Source organism: Paenibacillus sp. TAF43_2, assembly GCF_052113545.1.
Lineage (GTDB): Bacteria > Bacillota > Bacilli > Paenibacillales > Paenibacillaceae > Pristimantibacillus.
This window is the reverse complement of record NZ_JBFRDK010000113.1, coordinates 1-22,088: the sequence shown is the minus strand read 5'-3', so window position 1 is coordinate 22,088 and position 22,088 is coordinate 1. Positions and strand designations below refer to the sequence as shown.

At 43.8% G+C, this 22,088-nt stretch carries 20 protein-coding genes, 1 tRNA gene and 2 rRNA genes; 8 read left to right on the top strand and 15 right to left on the bottom strand.

Annotation, left to right across the window (positions count from 1 at the left end; translation table 11 throughout):
- The 7 genes from AB4Z17_RS21750 to AB4Z17_RS21720 all read right to left on the bottom strand — a co-directional run.
- Window positions 1–239: ribosomal RNA gene (locus AB4Z17_RS21750) — 16S ribosomal RNA — on the bottom strand; the annotation flags it as partial.
- Window positions 240–523: 284 nt separating this feature from the next.
- Window positions 524–1,027, bottom strand: a complete 504-nt coding sequence (locus AB4Z17_RS21745) for a CYTH domain-containing protein (RefSeq protein ID WP_339207116.1) — start codon at window positions 1,025–1,027, stop codon at window positions 524–526.
- 21 nt (window positions 1,028–1,048) lie between these two features.
- Window positions 1,049–1,813 (bottom strand): AAA family ATPase, encoded by a 765-nt coding sequence (locus AB4Z17_RS21740; RefSeq protein WP_441962021.1) that lies wholly within the window; start codon window positions 1,811–1,813, stop codon window positions 1,049–1,051.
- Window positions 1,814–1,857: 44 nt separating this feature from the next.
- On the bottom strand, window positions 1,858–3,015 hold the full coding sequence (locus tag AB4Z17_RS21735) for a YecA family protein (RefSeq protein ID WP_441962019.1): 1,158 nt from the start codon (window positions 3,013–3,015) through the stop codon (window positions 1,858–1,860).
- Window positions 3,016–3,240: 225 nt separating this feature from the next.
- On the bottom strand, window positions 3,241–4,356 hold the full coding sequence (locus AB4Z17_RS21730) for a slipin family protein (protein ID WP_441962018.1): 1,116 nt from the start codon (window positions 4,354–4,356) through the stop codon (window positions 3,241–3,243).
- A gap of 96 nt (window positions 4,357–4,452) precedes the next feature.
- Window positions 4,453–4,596, bottom strand: a complete 144-nt coding sequence (locus AB4Z17_RS21725; protein WP_441913667.1) for a hypothetical protein — start codon at window positions 4,594–4,596, stop codon at window positions 4,453–4,455.
- A 282-nt stretch (window positions 4,597–4,878) separates the two neighbouring features.
- A complete protein-coding gene (locus tag AB4Z17_RS21720) occupies window positions 4,879–6,297 on the bottom strand; it encodes an RtcB family protein (RefSeq protein ID WP_441962016.1) in 1,419 nt (472 codons plus the stop codon).
- Between the two features lie 202 nt (window positions 6,298–6,499).
- Between AB4Z17_RS21720 and AB4Z17_RS21715 the strand changes: the two genes are divergently transcribed.
- The 3 genes from AB4Z17_RS21715 to katA all read left to right on the top strand — a co-directional run bounded on the left by AB4Z17_RS21715 (window position 6,500) and on the right by katA (window position 10,162).
- Window positions 6,500–7,813, top strand: coding sequence for a helix-turn-helix transcriptional regulator (locus tag AB4Z17_RS21715; RefSeq protein ID WP_441913663.1), 1,314 nt, complete (start codon window positions 6,500–6,502; stop codon window positions 7,811–7,813).
- Complete coding sequence (locus tag AB4Z17_RS21710) at window positions 7,800–8,618, top strand: WYL domain-containing protein (protein ID WP_441913661.1); 819 nt, start codon at window positions 7,800–7,802, stop codon at window positions 8,616–8,618. The genes AB4Z17_RS21715 and AB4Z17_RS21710 overlap by 14 nt, the downstream gene beginning before the upstream one ends.
- 86 nt (window positions 8,619–8,704) lie before the next feature.
- On the top strand, window positions 8,705–10,162 hold the full coding sequence (gene katA / locus AB4Z17_RS21705) for a catalase KatA (protein WP_441962014.1): 1,458 nt from the start codon (window positions 8,705–8,707) through the stop codon (window positions 10,160–10,162).
- A 228-nt stretch (window positions 10,163–10,390) separates the two neighbouring features.
- Here the strand turns inward: katA and AB4Z17_RS21700 are convergent, their stop codons facing one another.
- The 3 genes from AB4Z17_RS21700 to AB4Z17_RS21690 all read right to left on the bottom strand — a co-directional run bounded on the left by AB4Z17_RS21700 (window position 10,391) and on the right by AB4Z17_RS21690 (window position 12,315).
- Window positions 10,391–11,134 carry a WecB/TagA/CpsF family glycosyltransferase gene (locus tag AB4Z17_RS21700; RefSeq protein ID WP_441962012.1) on the bottom strand — a complete coding sequence of 248 codons (744 nt, stop codon included), beginning with the start codon at window positions 11,132–11,134 and terminating at the stop codon, window positions 10,391–10,393.
- A gap of 153 nt (window positions 11,135–11,287) precedes the next feature.
- Window positions 11,288–11,971 carry a bacillithiol biosynthesis deacetylase BshB2 gene (gene bshB2, locus AB4Z17_RS21695; protein WP_441962010.1) on the bottom strand — a complete coding sequence of 228 codons (684 nt, stop codon included), beginning with the start codon at window positions 11,969–11,971 and terminating at the stop codon, window positions 11,288–11,290.
- Window positions 11,971–12,315, bottom strand: a complete 345-nt coding sequence (locus AB4Z17_RS21690) for a YojF family protein (protein ID WP_076271788.1) — start codon at window positions 12,313–12,315, stop codon at window positions 11,971–11,973. The genes bshB2 and AB4Z17_RS21690 overlap by 1 nt, the downstream gene beginning before the upstream one ends.
- Before the next feature lie 369 nt (window positions 12,316–12,684).
- Here AB4Z17_RS21690 and AB4Z17_RS21685 point away from each other — a divergent pair, with 369 nt between their 5' ends.
- From AB4Z17_RS21685 to AB4Z17_RS21665, 5 genes are all read left to right on the top strand, one after another.
- Window positions 12,685–14,382 (top strand): methyl-accepting chemotaxis protein, encoded by a 1,698-nt coding sequence (locus AB4Z17_RS21685; protein ID WP_441962008.1) that lies wholly within the window; start codon window positions 12,685–12,687, stop codon window positions 14,380–14,382.
- 71 nt (window positions 14,383–14,453) lie between these two features.
- Complete coding sequence (locus AB4Z17_RS21680; protein WP_441913651.1) at window positions 14,454–14,678, top strand: hypothetical protein; 225 nt, start codon at window positions 14,454–14,456, stop codon at window positions 14,676–14,678.
- 89 nt (window positions 14,679–14,767) lie between these two features.
- Window positions 14,768–15,628, top strand: a complete 861-nt coding sequence (locus tag AB4Z17_RS21675) for a DUF4358 domain-containing protein (RefSeq protein WP_441962006.1) — start codon at window positions 14,768–14,770, stop codon at window positions 15,626–15,628.
- 102 nt (window positions 15,629–15,730) lie between these two features.
- A complete protein-coding gene (locus AB4Z17_RS21670) occupies window positions 15,731–16,219 on the top strand; it encodes a sigma-70 family RNA polymerase sigma factor (RefSeq protein WP_441962004.1) in 489 nt (162 codons plus the stop codon).
- Window positions 16,212–16,835: a hypothetical protein gene (locus AB4Z17_RS21665; RefSeq protein ID WP_441913645.1), complete on the top strand. Its 624-nt coding sequence runs from the start codon at window positions 16,212–16,214 to the stop codon at window positions 16,833–16,835. Before AB4Z17_RS21670 ends, AB4Z17_RS21665 begins: the two co-directional genes overlap by 8 nt.
- Before the next feature lie 2 nt (window positions 16,836–16,837).
- On the opposite strand, the gene AB4Z17_RS21660 is transcribed toward AB4Z17_RS21665, so the two are convergent.
- The 5 genes from AB4Z17_RS21660 to AB4Z17_RS21640 all read right to left on the bottom strand — a co-directional run.
- Window positions 16,838–17,917 carry a hypothetical protein gene (locus AB4Z17_RS21660; protein ID WP_441962002.1) on the bottom strand — a complete coding sequence of 360 codons (1,080 nt, stop codon included), beginning with the start codon at window positions 17,915–17,917 and terminating at the stop codon, window positions 16,838–16,840.
- A complete protein-coding gene (locus tag AB4Z17_RS21655; protein ID WP_441962000.1) occupies window positions 17,910–19,673 on the bottom strand; it encodes a class I adenylate-forming enzyme family protein in 1,764 nt (587 codons plus the stop codon). Before AB4Z17_RS21655 ends, AB4Z17_RS21660 begins: the two co-directional genes overlap by 8 nt.
- Before the next feature lie 157 nt (window positions 19,674–19,830).
- Window positions 19,831–21,330 carry a DHA2 family efflux MFS transporter permease subunit gene (locus tag AB4Z17_RS21650; RefSeq protein WP_441961998.1) on the bottom strand — a complete coding sequence of 500 codons (1,500 nt, stop codon included), beginning with the start codon at window positions 21,328–21,330 and terminating at the stop codon, window positions 19,831–19,833.
- A 443-nt stretch (window positions 21,331–21,773) separates the two neighbouring features.
- A tRNA-Val gene (locus AB4Z17_RS21645) sits at window positions 21,774–21,849 on the bottom strand.
- 141 nt (window positions 21,850–21,990) lie between these two features.
- Window positions 21,991–22,088 (bottom strand): 23S ribosomal RNA (locus AB4Z17_RS21640); the annotation flags it as partial.

The window sequence follows — 22,088 nt, the reverse complement described above, 5'->3', positions numbered from 1 at the left end:
ATCTATAAGTGATAGATTGCTCCATCTTTCCCGATTCAGTCATGCGACCATATCGCGTATCCGGTATTAGCATTCGTTTCCGAATGTTATCCCAGTCTTACAGGCAGGTTACCCACGTGTTACTCACCCGTCCGCCGCTTAGTATCAGAGGTGCAAGCACCTCATCAACTCCGCTCGACTTGCATGTATTAGGCACGCCGCCAGCGTTCGTCCTGAGCCAGGATCAAACTCTCCAAATGGAAGTTTTCGCTTCGACGCGATGTCGAAGAGAAAAGCTTCATGTGTTTGACTTGCTCATAACTTTTATCGCTATATTTGCTCATCCCGAAGGATTTGCGAGGCAGTTATTACTCGTTGTTCAGTTTTCAAAGAGCAAACTTTTCTATCGTTTGTCTTGCTTGTTTTGCTTGTTGACCGCGTGTGTCTCTCGGCCAGAAATAGAATATACCATGTACATGCCTAAATGGTCAAGCGTTTAAATAAACTTTTTTTAAAAAACTTCATTTCTATCATAAAACCATCTTTATTCCGTTCCTTTACGCTGCAGTTCACGCCAAACTTTCTTGTTGCTGTACTGACGCTCTGAGCTAATATCCTTGCCAAACCATGCAGGTGCAATGAAAGCATTGGCTGATGCTTCGGAGTCAAACTCAACCTCAAGCACCGAAAGCTCGATTTGGTCATAGGTATCAATCTCAATGATTCGGTCGTTCCATTTTGCAGTCACTCTGTTTTTCGTCAATGGTATGAAGCCAAAAGCGTTTACTACCTGTTCATAAATACTGTTAGAAATCGAATATTCAATTTCCTCACGTGATAGACCGTTGCCTAGCTTAAAGGTATGCGTGAATGAAACCTCGCCGCTCGCCAGATCAACAATTCTCCGAACACGAAGCTCTTGATTGTCGTCGATAGCCAAATAGGTTTGTTCTATTCTTTGCTCAGAGAGCACCAGCAAATCGTTTTCTTCTATTAATGCAGTTGGAAACGCCGGCAGCAAAAACTTGCGTTCAATTTCTAATGACATGTATAACAGCTCCTTTTTGTATTAGTCTTCCTCCAAGAAAAGCTCATCCAGCATTCTTTCCCTATTGTTAACGAACCTCTTCATAAGCATATAATGATCGGTTTCCTCGAGAGCGGTACGCTCAATCCCTTCAGCAGTCAAATTATAAATCACGGCATCCGGATAAGCCATTAGAATCGGAGAATGTGTTGCGATAATAAATTGTGAGTGCTTCCCTACGAGCTGATTAATACGTGCAAGCATCGCCATTTGGCGGAAAGGAGAAAGTGCAGCCTCCGGCTCATCCATCATATAGAGACCATTACCGTTGAAGCGGTGGAGGAACGTTGCAAAAAAGGATTCACCATGTGATTGCTGATGGAGCGACTTCCCGCCATATGAATCAATAATGCGTGGTCCACTGCCTAACTCACGGTCCATTTGGTCAATATTAGTCGCCAAATTATAATAGCTCTCCGCTCGAAAAAAGAACCCATCCCTTGGTTTGTTTACGCTGCGCACAAGCCTCAAATGCTGATGAAGTTCTGAATGGGTAGCTTCTGTAGAAAAATTAAAGTTAATCGTTCCGCCTTCCGGATTGAATCCGAGTCCAATCGCGATCGCTTCCATCAGCGTAGACTTGCCCATTCCATTTTCCCCAACGATGTATGTTACTTTCGGATGGAACTCCAGCTCGTATAAACTCCGGATAGCACTTAAATCAAACGGATAAGAATCGAAGGAGGGTACTGTCTCCCGAAGGAGCTTAACGCTTCTTAAATAAAGACCTTGCTGGCTTTGTCTCATCCTGTACGCCTCCAAGTTCGATTATGCCTTATCTGATTCTACTATTAACCGCAGCACTTTTTGAACTTTTTCCCGCTTCCGCAAGAACAAGGTTCATTACGTCCGACTTTTTTCTTCGATTGCATATCGATTACTTCCGCTTGAGCAGCTGGCTTAGGTGCATTATTCAGCACCATGCTCACGTTTGCACGTTTTGCCGCTAGCTCTTCTGGGGAATAACCTTTGATAGCCCATTGCTTCGTGCTGTTCATTAATGGAACGAGCAGATCGGTAATATTCCTCACTGTCTCCAAATTTGGAAGTTCAATAAAGTCTTGAATTAACTCAATGATAGAAGCTAAAGAATCTCCGTTTCTCGCAGCATCGGTACATTCCTCAGCCATCAAATCAGCTTCTTCACGATCAATCTCATAACGCTCTAGTACAAAACGGACTAGATTCATATAGTGACTGTTTCGCTCCACATATTCTGCTTCTCCAGCTTTCAAAAGCTGCTGCTTCGTAAATGGACAAAAATCCAAATCGTGTCTAAGGTCTCTTTCTTTCACAATAGCCTCAGGATCTACTACCCGATAGTCTGATATGTAGCCACTCTCTTCAATGAAAAATTGCTCATAGTAATCTTGGGCAGCAAACAAAACGTTCATAATATCATATTGAGCAAGAGGATGATCATCCTCTGAGATTACAAATGATTTCAACTGATCTATCGTCAATGTTCCATAATAATAGAGTAGGCCCTGCGTTAACCGTATCCATTCCGTGTTTCGATTAAGAATAGGCGTTTCCTTTAAGAGGTCCCCTGCTTTAATGAATTCCACCAGTTCGGCTGGCATCATCACAACATGCTTGCCATCTACCGTTCCCGGAAATAAAATACCGCGCTCAAGGAAATATGTATACTGCTGCAATTCAAGCAGCGGCTTGTCCCAAATCCCTTCATTTTTCACTATTTTCTGAACAAGCTTCAATCTATTATGATCAAAGCAACGAGTTGCCATTTGTAGATTGTCTGGTATCAGCTCTGAAAGCTTCTCCACAAGCCCCTGCTTGTTAAGTGAGCTTAGGTTGCTAATATCCAAATTCGTACGTATTCTAGTTAATTGCTGCTTCGATAATGTGCTTAGCGCATCCGCATAAGACAGTGGATAGGTAAGCGGCGGCCATAATTTTTCCAGTGCTTTATCTAGCTTTGTTGTCATAATAATCTCCTAACTCGTAGATGTATTTCATGCTCTTCTATGAATTATGAGTGGTACACTCAAAAGACATGCAGGTTCAAAGATAACAAAAATTGAAGATGTAATCAAACAAATCTGTTACTAATTTAATCACAAAATGTAAACTCAACCTATAAATTACGAATTCAAACCTAAATAAAAGCCTCACAGATCATCAAGCGATCTACGAGGCTTATTCAAAATCTATCAAGATTTATCCATACCTTTTACACTTAACAGCGAATTAAGCTGCTCCAGTAAATTACCGCCGCCAGTGAGCGAGATAGTCCCGATTTTTTCGCAAATTTTCTCAAGAAACTCAAGCTCTTTCAGACGATAGAGTGTGCCGTTCTCATCCATTAGCTTAGCGGTATTTAGCAGGCTTCTAGTAGACGCTGTCTCTTCTCTTCGTGTAATGAGATTGGCTTGCGCCTTCTTCTMAGCAAGCAGCACTGTATTAAGGATGTCCTTAATATCACCCGGCAAAATAATATCTTTGAGGCCCGCCGAAACGAACTCTACACCGTAATGCTCTTTCTGCTCGTTCAGACGTGTAAGTACAAAATTTGCGATTTCTTGCTTCATGCGCAGCAGATCGTCCAGCTTTAGAGTACCGACATATTCGCGCAAAATAAGCTGCAGCAAAATRTACACCTGCTCCTCGAACGACTTAATCTGAAATGCTTTTAGCGGGTCAACAACCTTGTACTGGCACACAAAGTTCAGCCGCAGCGTCACCTTGTCCTCTGTCATGATCTCTTGTCCAGTCATGTCCAGCTGAAGCTGGCGCAGATCAACCGTCTTCACCTGCACGCTCGTTGGTCCTTTCCAGAAATAATATTTTCCCGGACGAAGCTCGCGCTGCAACACGTTATTAAAAAATAACAACCCCGTTTCATAGCTTGCCACCTCGAACACTTGCATAAAGCTTTGCAGCCTCGACAGCAGTGATCTATCGATCTCTGATGTCAGTTCTGGATTCCGAATGTCTATACGGATAAATGAATGTTTTTTCATTACATTCCAGAAGCCATAAAGCCCTGGTGTCAGCAATGCGGCAAATTTGCCATCCTCAAAATGCAGCACATACTCATAATCCTGCACATCAGCTATCGTCAGCTGCTCGGCAAGCTGCTCATCGTGGAGAAATAGTTTCAACTCCATATTTGGAACAGCGAAACGCTTYGCAATATTTTGCAAAATAACGGTATCGTCAGAAAATGATGTATGGCGATATACGCCCGGCTGCAAAAGCTTTATGTAACTGCCTTTTTTGAAAAGCAGACCTCGTTCATCGTTCTTGATAATCACTTTTTTAAACATGATTTAGCACCTCTTTACACGGTTTGGTTGATCTTTGGAACAGGAGCGCTCCTGCGGCTAGACCGGAATCAGGCTTGAGAAGGGAGCGTAGCAGCTTTACAGCTTCGTTGTCGATAGTCGAGCACGGATGTACCTTCCATCTGTGCTCGTTCTATGTCTTACTCTGCTATAAGAGGCTACTGGCTCCAATCGGTATCCACCGATTGCATAGATTTTGCTGCAGTGATTGTGCCGAGGCATCGTCTGAGTGCTCCTGCAAAAGAATCGCATCTACAACATTAGTTCTCCTTTGGAGGGAGTCAGAGTGCTCCGAAGAGCTTATTCGCGGATTAGGCGATTGTCAATAGAGGGACTAGATCCACTCTATCCTGTGGGAGATTAAGACGATATGAGCGATACAGTATACAAGCGCATAGTATGCGCATGCACTGCGGGATTTTTAGAAATCCCAGCCAAGGTACGCCATTCGTACATGAACCTCATCTATTATTGAAGTTATCTTTAATAGCAATTTAATAAAAGCTAGGTGCCTTTTATAGCAGCCATTGGCTTGCATTTGGCTACCACGGCAGCTAAAGAAGCGCCAACAACGCTGTCGATGATCTGATCTACGTCTTTATATGCCTGTGGGCATTCATCGAGAATGGCCTGCAAGGAAGCGTGGTTAACGAGTATTTCATCATCCGTCCCAACCTTCAGCGATTGTTCAAACTGATCAACCGTTACCATTTCTTTTGTTGCTTTTCGCGATCTCGCCCGCCCCGCTCCATGGCAAATCGAATAGAAGTTTTTCAGTCCCTCTTCCTTGCCTACCATAATATAAGAGGAAGTTCCCATAGAGCCCGGGATGAGCGCGGGATGTCCCGTCTCCTTGTACACCGGCGTATTTAGAAAATGCCCCGGCGGAAGCGCACGCGTTGCCCCTTTGCGATGGACGAGCATCGGCTGGTTGCGGTGAAACTCCTTAAGCGCGTAGTTATGCATCAGATCATAGAGAACCGGCATTTCTGTACTTGCTCCAAACACTTCCTGAAAAGCTTCACGGATACCGAATGCAATCATATGACGGTTGCTTACGGCGAAGTTGAGTGCAGAATACATCAGGTTCAAGTAGGTCTGCCCTTCCTGACTCGCAATCGGGGCATAGATCAGATTAGGGTCTGGATTGCTAACTCCCCACTGATTCATGGCTTCCTTAATAACCTTATTGTGTTCGCGTCCAACCATTCCGCCCCATGACCTAGAGCCAGAGTGAATCATGACGACAACCTGACCGTCGAACAAGCCCCATTTTGCCGCCACATTTGCGTATTCCTCATTTATCTCCAGATACTGAATTTCAATGAAGTGATTGCCGCTGCCAAGCGATCCGAGCTGCCCACGCGCATATTTCATAATTTTCGGAGGCAGTTGATTTAAATAGGTATGATCGAAGCCGAACTGGGATTGCTCCACATGCGTCAGCCATTGCTCATTTGGCACATATTTCTCAGGCAGACCCTTCAAGCCATGCTGTACCACACTCATAACATCGATATCGTCGTAGTTCGAGTTCCTACGCTCGTTAGTCGGTACGTATTTCTCGATTGCGGCGATCAATGCTCTACGAATATTTTTGTCAGCGAGCTCACGCTTATGAAGCGATGTTGTATGAACGCGCATCCCACAGCCGATATCAGAGCCGACAATAGAGGGTGATACACAGCCATTTTTCATATTCCAGACCGCAGTCGTCCCAATGCAGGTTCCAATGCCAACGTGGGCATCAGGGGTATAGCTCATATATTGATTTCGAGGAATTTGCAAATTGTTGTTTGCCATTTCATATACTTTGTCCCCAAAGGCTTGGAGCACATCTTCATTCGCAAATACGTGGAGTGAGCCATGCTCAAGCTCCATTTCATGATGATTGCCTCCATGTCTCTTATGCTGCATTATCATCGTAATACCTCCCGTGCTTCAAGCTATACGTGTCATAACTCGTTGGCTTGCTCGCTTCTTATGAGCTTTATATTGCCTGATTTTGGAGACCGTGAACATGGTGCAAGTATTACGATGGAGGAAAATTTTCCTTTTTGTTCAAATTCGCGATCTTCCTGTTAAGATAGAAAAGAAGAGCGCTTATGATCGGAGGAATACATAAATGGCAAAAGAAAGCTTTGATAAAGAGATCCAGTTTTTGCGGATGCTCGTTCTTACGAGCGGTGCATATAATCGCCAGCAGTATGCGGACAGGCTGGGCATCTCCATCCATACCTTCGATAAAACGATCAAACGTCTGAAAGAGGTTGTGAATAGCGTTTACCAGCAGCTGCCTGAGGATAAAGGCAAGGAGTTTGCCGAAACCATTCGTTACAGCTATCTTGATTCTTCGGAACCGATGCTGCTGTTTCTATTTCGCGCCAAATCTCTAAAAGAATCAGAGAGTCAGCGCCTCTCCTTATTGCTCGCTGCTATGCACGAGAAATCATTTACTGCAATGGAGCTCCTTGATCTATGCTGCAGCAGCATGCCGGAAGAGCTCTCGCTTCCTGACGAAAAAACGATACGAGGCGATTTGAAATATTTAGAGCAAGTAGGCGTCATCAAAAAAGAGTCTGGAACGCGCCCTTTTCGCTATCGGATATACAATGATTTAGTACAGCAGCTCTCACGCGATGAGCTGCTCGATCTATATGACTTTGTAGACGTTATGGCAAATACCCAAATCCCCTCCGTACAGGGTTATTTGCTTCGTGATGGTGTCAAGAAATACATGAATCGGAATCAGGTCGATTACGGCTCGGTTGAACCCTTCTTATATAAGTACCACTATTACTCTCGTATTTTGGACGAGGCACATCTCTTTACTCTGCTTGCTGCGATACGTCATCGGCGCACGGTCAGCTTTCTCTATTTTTCGCCGAAAAAAGAAACCAGCTACACATCCAAAAATACGAATCCATTATTTGAGCGCGATACCGAAGGACAGCAGGAAACGCTGCTCCCTCTAAAAGTTGTTTACGATCATCAATATGGCCGCTGGTACCTACTTGGGCATCACGCCCGCTACGGCATTAAGAAATACCGAATGGAAGGCTTAACCCAAATTTCGGAAGAGGAAGCGGCTCCCGAGGCATTATTCGAGTCCAAAAGAGATGAGCTGGAGCAGCGGATTAAACATAGCTGGCTAATTGATACGGGCAAGCCTGTTCTGGTGCGCGTTCGCTTCTTTCATCCCGGACCTCATATCCCAAGCTTCGTGATGGAGCGTGTTCTGCTCCAAGGACAATGGGGCACTATTTTAGAAGAAAGTGAAGAATCCTTCATCTATGAAATTGAGGTGAACGGAACGATTGAAATCAAGCCTTGGATTAGGAGTTTTGGCTCAAGCTGCGAGGTGCTTGCTCCCTTGAAGCTCAGGCAGGAACTGATTGAGGAATGGAAGGAGATAAAAAGCTACTATGAATCCTTTTGAGAAAATATTCAACTATCAGATTTTATCCAAGCTGGAAGGCTCCAGTACGTTCATCATGACTTCGCATGAGCGAAGCTGGCTGAAGACCATGCTTGAGCATCCCGCTGCTGCGGCTGCTTTGTCTCCAGAAACGCTTATTCAAATGAACACTATATTAGAAGAAGATCAATCCATGGATACTGGCGGGCTTCTGCATAAGGCAGCTAGTAGAGAGAAGCAAGTCTATCATTCTTACATTCGTCCGCTTCGCCAAGCTATCACTAACAAAAGCCTACTATATATAAGCTATAAAATTAAAGGAGACCGCACCTGTACGGAGCAAAGGGGGCTTCCCTATAAGCTGGAATATTCGATGGTCAAACGGGAATGGTATCTTCTCTGGTACCATATCAATCATCGAATGCTGATGAGCACAAAGCTTGATAACGTGACGGGCAGCAGCGAGCAGGTTTGTCCAACGGAATATTACGAGCAGCTAATTGGTATCGTTCAAGGCTTAATGAAAAAACGCAGCATGAGTGCGAACATTCTTGTTGTTCCCGAATACAACGGCGAGCTCTCGCGCATTTTGTATGCTTTTTCTTGCTTCGAGAAAGAAGTCAGTTACGCTGCCGACTCCAACGAATATACGATTCAATTACACTTTTCAAGCAAGGACAGCGAATATGTTCTTTCCAAAACTCGCTTCCTCGGAAAGCGGGTTCGCATCATCGATGGCGAGCACCTGCGGCGCCGTATGCACGAGTCTGCGACAAAATCCCTAGCACGATATGCACAATTTGACGAAAAATTTTATTTAGAATGATTATAAAATGATATTGATTTCCTCCTATAAAACGGTAACATAGGGTATGAGGCGTAATCATACAAAATCAATGAGGTGAATCTATTATGAGTACTGAGAAGAACAAGCTCACAACTAGCTTTGGCGCTCCCGTTGGAGACAACCAAAACTCGATGACAGCAGGCTCACGTGGTCCCACATTAATTCAGGATGTTCATCTGCTTGAAAAGCTGGCGCATTTCAATAGAGAACGTGTTCCAGAACGCGTTGTCCATGCCAAAGGCGCAGGCGCACATGGCTACTTTCAGGTTACGCATGATGTAACGTCTTATACGAAAGCTAACTTTTTGTCCGAAGTAGGAAAACGCACACCTATGTTTATACGTTTTTCAACCGTAGCGGGCGAGCTCGGCTCTGCCGATACGGTGCGAGATCCACGCGGTTTCGCCGTTAAATTTTATACAGATGAAGGAAACTATGATCTAGTCGGCAATAATACACCCGTATTCTTCATTCGTGATGCGATCAAATTTCCAGACTTCATTCATACTCAGAAGCGTCATCCTCAAACCCATTTAAAAAACCCGAATGCGGTATGGGATTTCTGGTCCTTATCGCCTGAGTCTCTGCATCAGGTTACAATTCTTATGTCTGACCGCGGGATTCCTGCTACGTTTAGACATATGCATGGTTTTGGAAGCCATACTTTCAAATGGGTGAATGACCAAGGCCAAGCGGTATGGGTGAAATACCATTTCAAAACAGAGCAAGGTGTTCAAAACATCTCTAATGAGGTAGCTGCCAAAATTGCTGGCGAAAATCCTGATTATCATACGGAAGATTTATTTAATGCAATAGCAAGTGGAGATTTTCCTGCGTGGAAGCTTTATGTACAGATCATGCCTGAAGAGGATGCGAATACATATCGCTTCGATCCGTTTGACGTGACGAAAGTTTGGTCTCAAAAGGATTATCCATTAATTGAGGTCGGTCGCATGGTGCTTGATCGCAACCCGGAAAATTATTTTGCAGAGGTGGAGCAAGCAACGTTCTCACCTGGTTCATTTGTTCCAGGTATTGAAGCTTCCCCGGATAAGATGCTCCAAGGACGTCTCTTTGCTTACTCCGACGCTCATCGTTACCGTGTTGGCGCCAATCATAATCAGCTGCCGATTAATCGCCCTGTCGCCCCGGTGAACAATCACCAGCGCGATGGCCAGATGCGTGCAGACGGCAACGGAGGAGCATCGATTTACTACGAGCCTAACAGCTACGGCGGACCAACGGAGTCGCCGGAAAACAAGCCAACTCCGTTCGAAGTGTCAGGAAATGCAGACAGCGTCGGTTTTGACCATAATGACCACTACACACAAGCTGGCGATCTTTATCGCCTTATCAGTGAAGAGGAACGCGCCCGCCTTATTGAAACGATCGTCGGCGCTATGAAGCCCGTTGAGAAAGACGAGATCAAGCTTCGCCAGATCGGCCATTTTTTCAAAGCAGACCCTGATTTTGGTCAACGGATTGCCGAAGGACTCGGCTTGTCCATCTCACAGCAATCGTAATTTCTTATATACCGCATCATCCAGCCTTGCAGCTTTCGAATCCTTTTCGAGAGCCGCAAGGCTTATTTATTTGAAGTTATGGTGGCTCGGGACGGAATCAAACCCTACATGTTCATTTATGTTCTTTTGATCCTTCTCTTCCATGCGTAATTAAACAAACCGTAAATATTTTATGCGGAATAATGTGATCCAATTAATCTTCCTCCGTAGGTGTAGATTAAGCTATGATTATAATCCGTTTCTATCTTTGAATAACAATGCTTTCAGTGCAAAGCGAGGTAAAATTAATTGCCTCTTCCATCTGGAAGGCTGCTTTATTAATCGATAAAGCCATTCCAAATTTAACTTTTGCCATATTACAGGCGCTCGCTTTACGGTTCCAGCAATTGTATCCAGACTCCCGCCAACGCCTATAGCAATCCTAGCATTGAGACTATTTTTAAACGTATGAATCCAAAATTCCGCTTTAGGCGCACCTAAGGCAACGACTAAAACATCGGGACTCAAGCTTGCAATTTCATTCACAATTCGCGATTCATCCTTAGGTTCAAAAAAACCATGATGCCTTCCGACAATAGACACGTTTGGGTATTTCATATTGATCACTTCTAAAGCCTTTTTACTCGTCATCTCACTTGCGCCCAGCAGATAAAACGACCATTTTTTCCTATTGCCCATCTCCAATAGATTGATCAGAAGATCGCATCCCGTAACACGCTCTGGCAGCGGATTCCCCTTTAACCGGGAGACCATGACGATGCCTGCACCATCAGCAGTAAGGTGTTCCGCGTCGTTAATAATGGAACGAAGCTCTAAATTTTGCTGACAAGACATGCTGATTTCCGGATTCAAAGTCACCACGTGAAAAAGCTCTGTTTTATTCTCCGCAATAACTTCGTCAATCAAATCGACAGTTTCACCCATCGTTATTTTAGGGATGGGAATGCCCATAATTAGAGAATGATTTTCCATTAGATCCACCTTGGTTTTTTATCCACATTCTAACATAAATGAGTAACTCAAACTATCTTGCTCTTTCATGCTCTGATGAACTCGCTGCCCAACCAATAGAAAAAAGCTCTAAGGACAATTCCTTAGAGCTGCTTATCTTATTTATAAATATTATCAGGCGAATGGGTAAATCCAGAAACGCTCCGTTCCAAAGCGCTCTTGAATTTCCGCATCCTGAAGGGTTTTATTGCCCATTAACTCGGCCGCTTGAAACTGGGAACGATGTGCTTGTATCGAAGCCATTTTTTGATGCAAAAATGGTTTAATATCATTTACGATTTGAGGTTTTCCAATTGCTTGTTGATGGTTTTTGGAAAAAGCTACGCAATATACAATTGGCCTCTCCGATTGCGGCAGCCTGCCGACTGTCCTAATGACTGACGCCCCGCATGCATCGTGGTCGGGATGAACGCTATAGCCTGGATAAAAAGTGTACACAATCGACGGATTCAGCTCCTGAATAAGAGCTTTTATTTGCCCATCCAACTGCTCTTGATCTTCAAATTCGAGCATTTTATCATGAAAACCAAGCATTCTCAAATCTTGTATACCGATGGCTTGGCATGATTCCTCCAGTTCAAGCTTGCGTATAGCGGGTAAAGTGACCCGATTGGCGAACGGAGGTATTCCCATATTTCGGCCCATTTCCCCAAGTGTCAAGCAAGCATAGGTCACATGAGCTCCATCTTGGATATGCTTAGCCAGCGTTCCCGAAACGGAGAAAGCCTCATCATCCGGATGCGGCAGTATAACTAAAATATTATTTTGTCCCACAGAATTTCTAATCTCCTCTCTCATCAGAAGGGTTCCTTGCTTAATTGCAGTGATACGACAAGTTTCCCTTGCCCATCATGACCTGCCAGAATCAGCCGCTCTGGTTCGTTCTCATCCCAGTGGGTAAGCCCCTCTGAGTATACCCAGCCTTGCGACATTTTCAAGCCAACCCGATAAGGTCCGCTCCCTGCAATCGAACCGTGAGAATAACGAATCACCACATTCGTAAGGAAATTGGCTGCTGGATGCTTTGAGCTGTCGAGATGAGCAGCGTAAGCACCTGTAGTCATTTCAAGATGAATAAAAAGTTCCTGATTTTTAAAGCTATCTATCCTCTGCTGCACCTTTTCTTGATTAATCAGCTGCAACTTTATCCCTCCCCATATTTCAGAAAAACCATATCAATAAATCGGATACTGAAACAATTTTATCATATTTGCACGAAAAGAAATAACGAGTGCTGAAGGCTTGCAACTTTACACAAGAGACTAGTTGATTTCTCAAATTGAACAAGTCATATACTTACCCTTGGTGGATATATATACCTATTATTCGCGTGGTTCTACCGAACTAGATTGTCGAAAGTATATATGATATACTAACTTACAAATTTATAGAACAAACACACTAGATTTTACCATTCATATTCTTTCGGAGGCGATCATTACAACAGTAACCCTACTCATTTTGCCAATACCCCATCGCATCTTTTATAAGAATTTTACTGGAGGTTACCTATGAGAAACCTAACGATTAGCAAAAAACTGCTCGGAGGATTTATTGCTATCCTTATATTATTAACTATGATTTTGAGCATTAACTTAACTCAGCTCACATCGCTTAATCGTACATATACAGAATTAATTGAAGATCGAACACAAAAAATGCTGCATATTAAGAACATGGTCATAGCTGTAAAATCAGAGCAGGTTGCCATACGAGTTTACGCCATGCTTGGTGATCAAACGTCGCTAAACGGAATAACTGCTGCTCACGAAAATTATATGAACATCAGCAAGCAGCTGGCATCTACATTCTATACTCCTACAATGATTGACTCGCTCAAGCAAGCTGATCTCATCGAAAATGAGTATTTTCAGCTTCTTGAAAAGGTTATCAGTCTCAAAAAGGAGAATCAAGAGAAGGAGTATACCACTCTTCTTGCGAACCAGGGACGCACCATAACAGCAAAGATTGAGAAAATTCTTACGGACATGGAAACCTATCAACAAGAGCAGCTGAACATAAGCTCAGCGAAAGCATCCAAACAAGTGGACGAAGTCATCAGATTCATCATTACACTCGGGATCATCGCTCTTGTGCTTGGCATATCCATCGCTTTGTTAATAGGCCGACTCATCACCAGACCCATTATTCAAGTCGTAAAAGCTGCGGAGAAGATTGCTTCTGGGGATCTTACAGGCAAAGCCATTATTATAAAAAATAAAGATGAAACGGGTATGCTTGCGAGTTCGTTTAACACGATGTCCGATAATCTTAGAGCTTTGATTAAACAAGTTGATTCCAATGCGGAGCAAGTAGCCGCATCCTCAGAAGAACTAAGCGCAAGCGCCGAACAAACATCGCTTGCAACGGAGCAAATCGCGGTCACTGTACAGGATGTTGCCTCAGGCGTTGAACAGCAAGTGAAGCTTGTGAACGAAAGCTATCAGACGATTAATGATATGTCGATTGGATTTCAGCAAATTGCTGAGAATACACATACTGTCTCTTCCAAAGCTTCCGAAGCGTCAGAGAAGGCAACTCTTGGGAACGAATCGATTAAAACAGCCGTTGCGCAAATGGGTTCAATAAATGATACGGTCAATGGGCTTGCTTCGGTTATTGCGGAGCTTAATGGACAATCAAATGAAATCAACCAAATTGTTGGAGTCATATCGGATCTCTCCACACAAACCAATCTGCTCTCACTGAACGCCGCTATCGAGGCAGCAAGAGCTGGCGAGCATGGGCGCGGCTTTGAGGTCGTCGCAACGGAGGTGCGAAAGCTATCCGTACAATCGACACAATCAGCTAAGCAAATCGAGTCGCTCATCTCTACGATACAGATTGAAATGCATAATGCTGTTCAGTCTATGGAAGCTGTAACCAAGGAAGTGTTGTCAGGTATTTCTCTTGTTACTACAGCAGGAGAATCATTTGAATATATACAAAATGCCGTTAATGATGTCGCTTATGAATCCGTGAAGGTTTCCTCGGCTGTGCAGCAGCTAACCGCTGGAGTTGATGAAATTACCGGTTCAATGAAAATGATTTCCGAGGTGACCCAAAACTCCGCGGCAGGTACAGAGCAGGTTATCGCCTCTACGCAGGAGCAGCTATCCTCTATCGAAGAGATATCCGCCTCCTCTAGTGCACTTGCAAAAATGGCGGAGGATTTGCAGCATAACGTGAATCGCTTCAAAACGAGTTAGAAGAACGAATGTTTTACCTCCGGCTTTTTATGGTATACTGCTACAATATTAATATGCTGGAGGTTTGCCTTATGAAAATTTATGTTATTCAATCATTCAATGAGGATGGTTTGGAAAATGTGTATGTAGGCTCAGATGAGGAAAAAGCGTTATCGCTGAAAGCAGCTGACTTTGACAACTGCGATGCCCTCTTCGTTGAAATCTGGGAGGACGGCGGCAAAACAGATGATTTCCGCCTTGTAGAATCGCCCGAAGAAGATGAGGCAGACGCTACAAATAGTGAAGAGATTCAGTAGTTCCGATCACCAATAACAAGCAAATGTGCAACCTTTTGTCGAACACTGTCGTCTAGTGTTCGACTTTTATTTTTTAAGGAGAGACATACATGCTACATATGAAGAAATCGTTATCCAAAATGGCTGTACTCGCACTCACAGTATCGATGCTCGCTGCAGGCTGCAGCGATGCCGGGAAAGAACCGGCAAAAAATGCATCAGGAAATGAGACAGCGGCTACAGAACAGCCCACCGTACCTCCTGCAACAGAAGCTCCAACGGAAACCGAAGCTCCACCTGCTACGGAAGAACCTGCTGGTGATCAGGCAGCAACTGAACCTGCAGCAACTGAAAAACCAACCGCAACTGACACAAGCAAGGAAAATGATACTGGCGTAAAACCTTCAGCGACTGCAAAACCGACCGAAAAACCATCAGGTGCAAAACCTGAACAGAAACCGGCTGCAACAGCGAAGCCAACACAAAAACCGACGCAAAAACCAACAGTCAAACCAACACAAAAACCGAGTGCTACACAAAAGCCTAGTGCAACGACAAAACCTCCTGTAAAGCCTTCTACGGACATTAAGGTTTCGGATATCACGACAAAAATTACGACCGATCTTGAATTTCCGATGCTTGGTAATGTAGAAGCTGAGCGTTTGAAGGATGTTTTCGGAACCGATTTTGATGGTCTCGTGACCGAAGGCGTCTACTTGCAGGCGATGATGAACGTTAAAGCTACTGAGCTCGCTATCGTCAAGTTGAAATCCGATAAAAGCTACGATGCTGTAGCTAAAGCTTTTGAAGCGCGCGCAGCCGACATTCAAAAAACGTTTGAAACTTATTTGCAGGATCAATATGAGGATGCTAAAAACTACAAAATTGTTAGAAACGGAAACTACGTGATGCTGTCCATCTCGCATGATCAGGATGCAGTAGTGAAGATCTTCAACAGTTTCTTCAAATAATACTTTATTCACAAAAACCTGACCGATAGCGGTCAGGTTTTTTTATGGTTTTGAAACATTTTGCCTTTATTGATCGTGTTAGGTGTGAAGGAGTCGACGATCATGCCAAATGAGTATTCCGATGAATATTTAACCCAGCTTGTTCAACGTTACGCGGATATGATAATGCGTATTGCTTTCACCTATCTTAAAAACAACGCAGACGCTCAGGATGTATGCCAAGAGGTATTTATAAAAGTTGTTAAGCTGCAAAAGACGTTCGAGCTGGCCGAGCATGAGAAGGCGTGGATTATTCGAGTTACGATTAACGCTTGCAAGGATATGCTGCGCAGTCCATGGAAAAGATTCTTTTTTCCCATTCGTGATGCATCTATTCCGATCCAACATTCAGACAACAGAGAAGTTGTTGCCCGCGTCTTAGAGCTGGATCAAAAATACCGGATCGTCATTTACCTCTATTATTTTGAAGATTACAGCACTGCAGAAATAGCCCAGTTATTGAACAGAAACGAGAGCACAGTAAGAACACAGCTTAAGCGCGCTCGTGAAATATTAAAAGGGAGCATGATTGGAGGATTCGCTAATGAATAGATACATAAGCGGAATGAAGGAAATTCAGGCTGGCGATGAGCTGAAGAAGCAGATGATTCACCACGTACAACAGCAGTCAGCGAGAAAACGCAAAACGTTATCCATAAAAAAAACAGCAACCCTATCGGCCGCTGCTTGTATAATTGTTTTTTTGGTTGTGCTTGGAGCATCCTTATTGCAGCATGAGAACAAAAAAACAGCATTTGGCGGTTTCGTTATTACGGCCTATGCCGCAGATGGCACATCGATTGAGATGAAACCTGAAACTCAGCTTCCGCTAGGAAAATATAGTCCGCTAATGAGCAGTGTACCCGGTTTTCCAATTCGCATCGTTGCAGATGAAGCAGACATCATTACAATTACCGTTACAGAAGGAAATCTTCTTCTTTGGTCCCCTTCAGACTCGAAGGTCATTCAAAAAGGAAGAAGCATGAAAACTACATCCGGTACCATTGTATACTGGACTCCTCTTGAAGAGGGTGAAGAACATTCTCTTAGTCAATCAGCTACGGTTTCAGTAACAGCCCTCACGGGCAAAAAAGAGCTGGGTCGCAATGACATTGAAATAAACACGGATGACGGGCTAAATTATAGCGGAGTGGTCAAAACGCCCTAATCTTAGGATGCCATATTTCTTGTCTGCCGAGCAGAGAACGTTCTTGAGCTTGCACGAAGCAGCATTGTAACAGCTATGCATTCCAATAAGGTCATGAGCATCAGTGTGAAATCCTGCAAAAAACTCATACTGTCAACACTCCAGCCTAGCAGAGAAAGATTGGTCTGCATGAATAAAATATGACCAAAAAACGTTACGATGCTGAACAAACTGATTATTTTATGGTAAGTCTGAACGGCTGGAAGCTCTATTTTAATCATTCCATAAAAAAGAAGCAGTGTATTCGGCAACATACTGAATGCAAGCTTATAATCTGTTGTCCATTCACTAAATCGAAGCAGCAGCAGCGTCTCCACTACCGTTAATCCCAATGCAAAAATCAGAATAGGTTTTACTTTTATTTGCATAAGCGATGTCTCATACTTTGCCAGTAATACACCCAAAGCCACGAACGTGAAGCCAAAGCCGATATATCTCGTCACAAACAAATACAAATAATCGATGTAGGCAGGGTCGATCGCGGGAAAGCTCTCAGCTGTTATACCGAATAACGTTTTTAAGCTTCCTGATACAAACTGCATGCCAACAAATCCAGTCAGCGTCAATATAAGAGCAAGGCGACTGTATTGCTTTTGGATAAGCCAATAAGCCGTTAATATACCAAACACAAGCGGCGGGATAAACCAAAATTGAACGAATGGTCCGTTTAGGAAAAATGCGATAAACAGTACCTTCGCTTGGATAAAAAGATTTCCTGCCGACCAGCCGTCGCTAATCAGCTTAGGAACGATGCTCTCTGCAACAAACAGACAACAAAATAAGCAATAAACGATACCGATACGCAGCAAATATTTTTGAATATAAAGCCTTGGATTTGCTGCATGGCTCCAGCCTTTATAGGCAAGAAAACCTGCTACAACATAGAAGCATGGCACAACTATTCTTGTAGCAAGACCAGAAAACTGGACTATCGCTTGCCCCGGCATTAAAGCCATATAGCGTAAAAGCATAAGATGCGCTACAAGCACAAGCAAGGAACCCGCCAGCTTGAATAACGTTATCCCTGGATAGTATTTACGCATTTCTTCTCAGCTCCCCTGTCCCATTCAGAACCAACGATTTAATTTCAGCCACTGAAATTTTACCCGTCGGTGAGAGAGGGAATACAGGCAAAAACACATAATAACGCGGGAGCTTAAACGTCGATAAATATGGAGCCAAATCATTTTTCAGTACACTATCGCTTAGAGTCGCTCCCTGCTTCGCTACAATACAAGCGCAAACTTGCTCACCATAAAGCTCATCCGGGACACCTATGACGAATGCATCCTCCACATCTTTATGCCGCAGCAGCACATTCTCAATTTCTACCGGAGAAATTTTTTCTCCGCCTCTAATAATCGTTCTGTGAAGCCTGCCTGTAATCGTTAAATGTCTCCGTTCATCCAGAAATCCTAAATCTCCGGATCGATACCACCCATCTGCCGTCATACTAGCCCTATCATTAGTCTCGCTCGTGTAACGCATGACCCGATGACTTCGAATCGCAATCTCGCCATGCTCATGCGGCGGCAGCGTCTCTCCCGTCTCCGGATTTAATATTTTCACCTCTACAACCTTATCCACTCTTCCCCCAATGCTGTAGGATCCCTTTTCGAATTCCTTATATTGAATGAGCCCGTTTAAAAGATTTAAGTGTCTCAGCAGCTTATAAAGCAAATATAAAATAATATTTTGCCTCCGATTCACGAAACAAGTCCCATTAGCGACTGCACCTGCTTCCGAAGAGCCATAGCTTACCATAAAAAAGTAGAGGTTCAAGCCTTTCATTATTTTTTTCAATATCGTATTGTTAACTGCTGCTGAAGTAAATGCTACCCCAAGCAATGATTTCAAATTGTAATCCTCTCTTTTTGGAGAAAGTACCATTTGTTGAATCATATATGGCGTGCCTATAAGGACTTTACACTTTTCCTTCTCCACCGCTGACAGGGCATTTATGGGATTAAAGTGGCTGAGCATGACCATTCGAATATTGTATGTTTTTAAGCTTGCAAATAATGTACCAAATCCTCCCAGATGATAAAGCGGCAATAAATTCAAAACCGAGAAATGACGAGTAAAGCGGTCACTGATTTTCATAAGCATGGCAATGCTCTTCTTAGGTTTACCCGCATTTTCAGCAGCCAATAAGAAGGAAGCCGTGGAACGCAATACCCCTTTGGGTAGGCCCAGCGTACCCGATGTATAAAGCAGAATAAGCGGATCACTAGAGACATTCATATCACAGGCGGTTAAAAACGACTGTTCATCTACAGCTGCGCCAAGCAGCCGTAGATCTGAATAGGGCTGAAATAGCTCGTTTGCTTTCCCCTCTTCCTCCAGTACAAAAATATGCTTCGGGAACCAATGTTGATCTACTCCCTCTTTATTCAAATCCACTATTATTTCCTGCATGATCGTTGGATAATGGACATGCTGTCCTTGAGCTCCCATAATGATGGCTGCAGGGCGAGAATCTTTCAAATAATGCTCAAGCTCTTGTTTCTTAGAATATGTATTAATCGGAACAATGATAGCGCCAACGCAGGCCGCAGCAAACATCGAAATAATCATTTCCGCCCTGCCAGGCATAATGATTACGATGGAGTCGCCTTTTTTGACCCCTAGTTGAATAAAGCTTTTCGCCAGCAAGCGCACCTCTTCCCAAATCATTAGCCATGTATAATGCTGATCAGCAGCTGGGTAACTGTATGCCACATCATGAGGATAATCTGCTGCTCTTTTTTGCAACATATACGGAATTGTGTCCCCGCTCAAGCTACTTTTGTTTATCATTGCCTTTACCCCCGTGTCTATAAAATAAACCTATTATGGTGCCGTGTCATACTGTCAACATTTATAATATAACACCGAGCTGGTTCTTAATAAAGAACAATTTTATAAAAAAAACGTCGAAATGGCTTTTATAACAGCTCTTTCGACGCAATATTTGTTATTTGGCAGAAACTGGGGATGGTACTGGTTTTGTTATTGTTTTTTCTTTTGCCACGTTGCCCTTGATGTCATCCTTACGCTTCGCCTTGCCCACGAATAAACTAAGCGGCAATGCGACGACAGCTACCAGCGTAGCAACAACATATACATCGTTAATGCTCATCGTGAAGGACATCATTTCAATGTGCAGCTTATCAACATCGCCAGCCTTCATGAAGTCGGTAGCATGTGTAATGGACCTTGATGCAAGCATCGTTGTAAAGATAGCAATCGCGAACGAGCCAAACACGTTACGCGTCCAGTTCGTTATCGCAGAAGCATGCCCCGACAGCTCCGCTGGAATTTGCTCCATTGCGGCGTTGCTTGATGGCATTACGACAAGTGCGATCCCGATGTTACGAACGATCATCCACCAGATGATGTAGGCATGCGATACATCAAGGCTTAGCCAGCTTAACGCAAGCGTACCGATTGTCAGCAGCACAATACCGCTAGACATTAGCCAGCGCGGACCAATGATGCCGTACAGCTTGCCGACAACGGGCATAAGCAGTGCCATTGCCAGGGAAGCCGGCAATAAAATCATGCCCGTATCCATCGCGGATACATGCTGTATTCTTTGAAGAAATACGGGTGTGAGCAATGTTCCGGAATACAAGCTGATTGTTATAATATTAGCGATAATGGCATTAAGCGTAAAACGACCATTTTTGAATACGCGTAGATTAAGCAGCGGCGTTTCAGCCCGCAGCTCTCGCCATATAAATAGTATCAGTGAAATGCCGCCGATTACGAACAATGAAACAATTTTCCATGAGCTCCAGCCCCAGTTATGGCCTTGCCCTAGTGCAAGCAGCAAGGATGAGCTGCTCATGATAACCGTTAGAAAACCTAGCAAGTCGAAGCTCTTCGGAACATTCATCCGATAATAAGGAATGTATGCATATACGCAGCCGATTGCGATCAGGCCGATAGGCACGTTCATCAGAAACAGCCAATGCCAATTCATGTTCTCCAATATCCAGCCGCTGATTGTAGGTCCAAATGCAGGTGCCAGCATTGCAGATAGCCCCCAAAATGCGATTGCCATCGCCTGTCTATCTTTTGGAATGATTTGATAAATGATCGACATTGTTGCCGGAATAATTAAACCACTGAATGCCCCTTGCAGTACACGGAACAAAATGAGCGAGCCTTCGCTCCAAGCCGATGCACACAATATTGACGTTAAGGTAAACCCAATTAACGAGAATAAGTATAGTCGTCTATAGCTGAATCTCTCTCCTAAATAACCGGCAATTGGAGCTGTAGTTCCCATTGCGAGCATAAAGCCAGTTAACGTCCACTGAACGGAGCCCAGAGTCGTATCAAAATGGTCCTTCAAAATTTCGAGCGCCAAATTTATCGTAGCCGAAGCCAATACGCATAAAAAGGACCCGATAAAAATAGCAGTCATTACTGGCCAAAAACGCACTTTCATGCCTTCTGCTTGGTTCATCTGTTTGTTCCACTCCTTATATATTTACTTTAGAACTTAACTATTATAGTTTAGCGCTAAAGTAATTTCAATGAAAATTATTATATTGTAAAATTTTTCTTTTAACCCCTGTTGTAGAACTCGTTTCATACCGTATCCATTCGGCTGTGGGAGCAACCTTAGCGCTTTTGAACAACAGGTCCAGCTTACCTGTTTCTAGGCGTCCATACCTGGCTGTTGACGTTATAAAACAGTACTAGGTCTCTGTGAATCTTCAATCCTGTAACTGATCAGCTGAGTTTCGCCCCTTGTACGCAAAATAGGGCTGCCTACTATCCATTTTTCAGGATTGAGGGCAGCCCTTTTGTATTCGTTCATATGAAATTAAAGTATCTCCAGTGCAAAGCTATCCTGAAAACAAAAAAACATTGTTCTCAAGGAACAATGGTCTGTTAAAAAAGTAATGGTGGAGGATGACGGGATCGAACCGCCGACCCTCTGCTTGTAAGGCAGATGCTCTCCCAGCTGAGCTAATCCTCCATAAAAACACTAAAACCCACTGCGAGTGGGAGTCTTGCTTCATTGCGCGTTTTGCACATTGAAAACTGGATACGAAAGAGTAGGCTTGCTGAAGCCTTTATGCTGCTGTCTACTGGATGTATGGGTCACAGTAAACGTGTTTAGGATAAGCCCTCGACCGATTAGTATTCGTCAGCTACACACATTGCTGTGCTTCCACCCCGAACCTATCAACCTCGTCGTCTTCAAGCGTCTTCAAG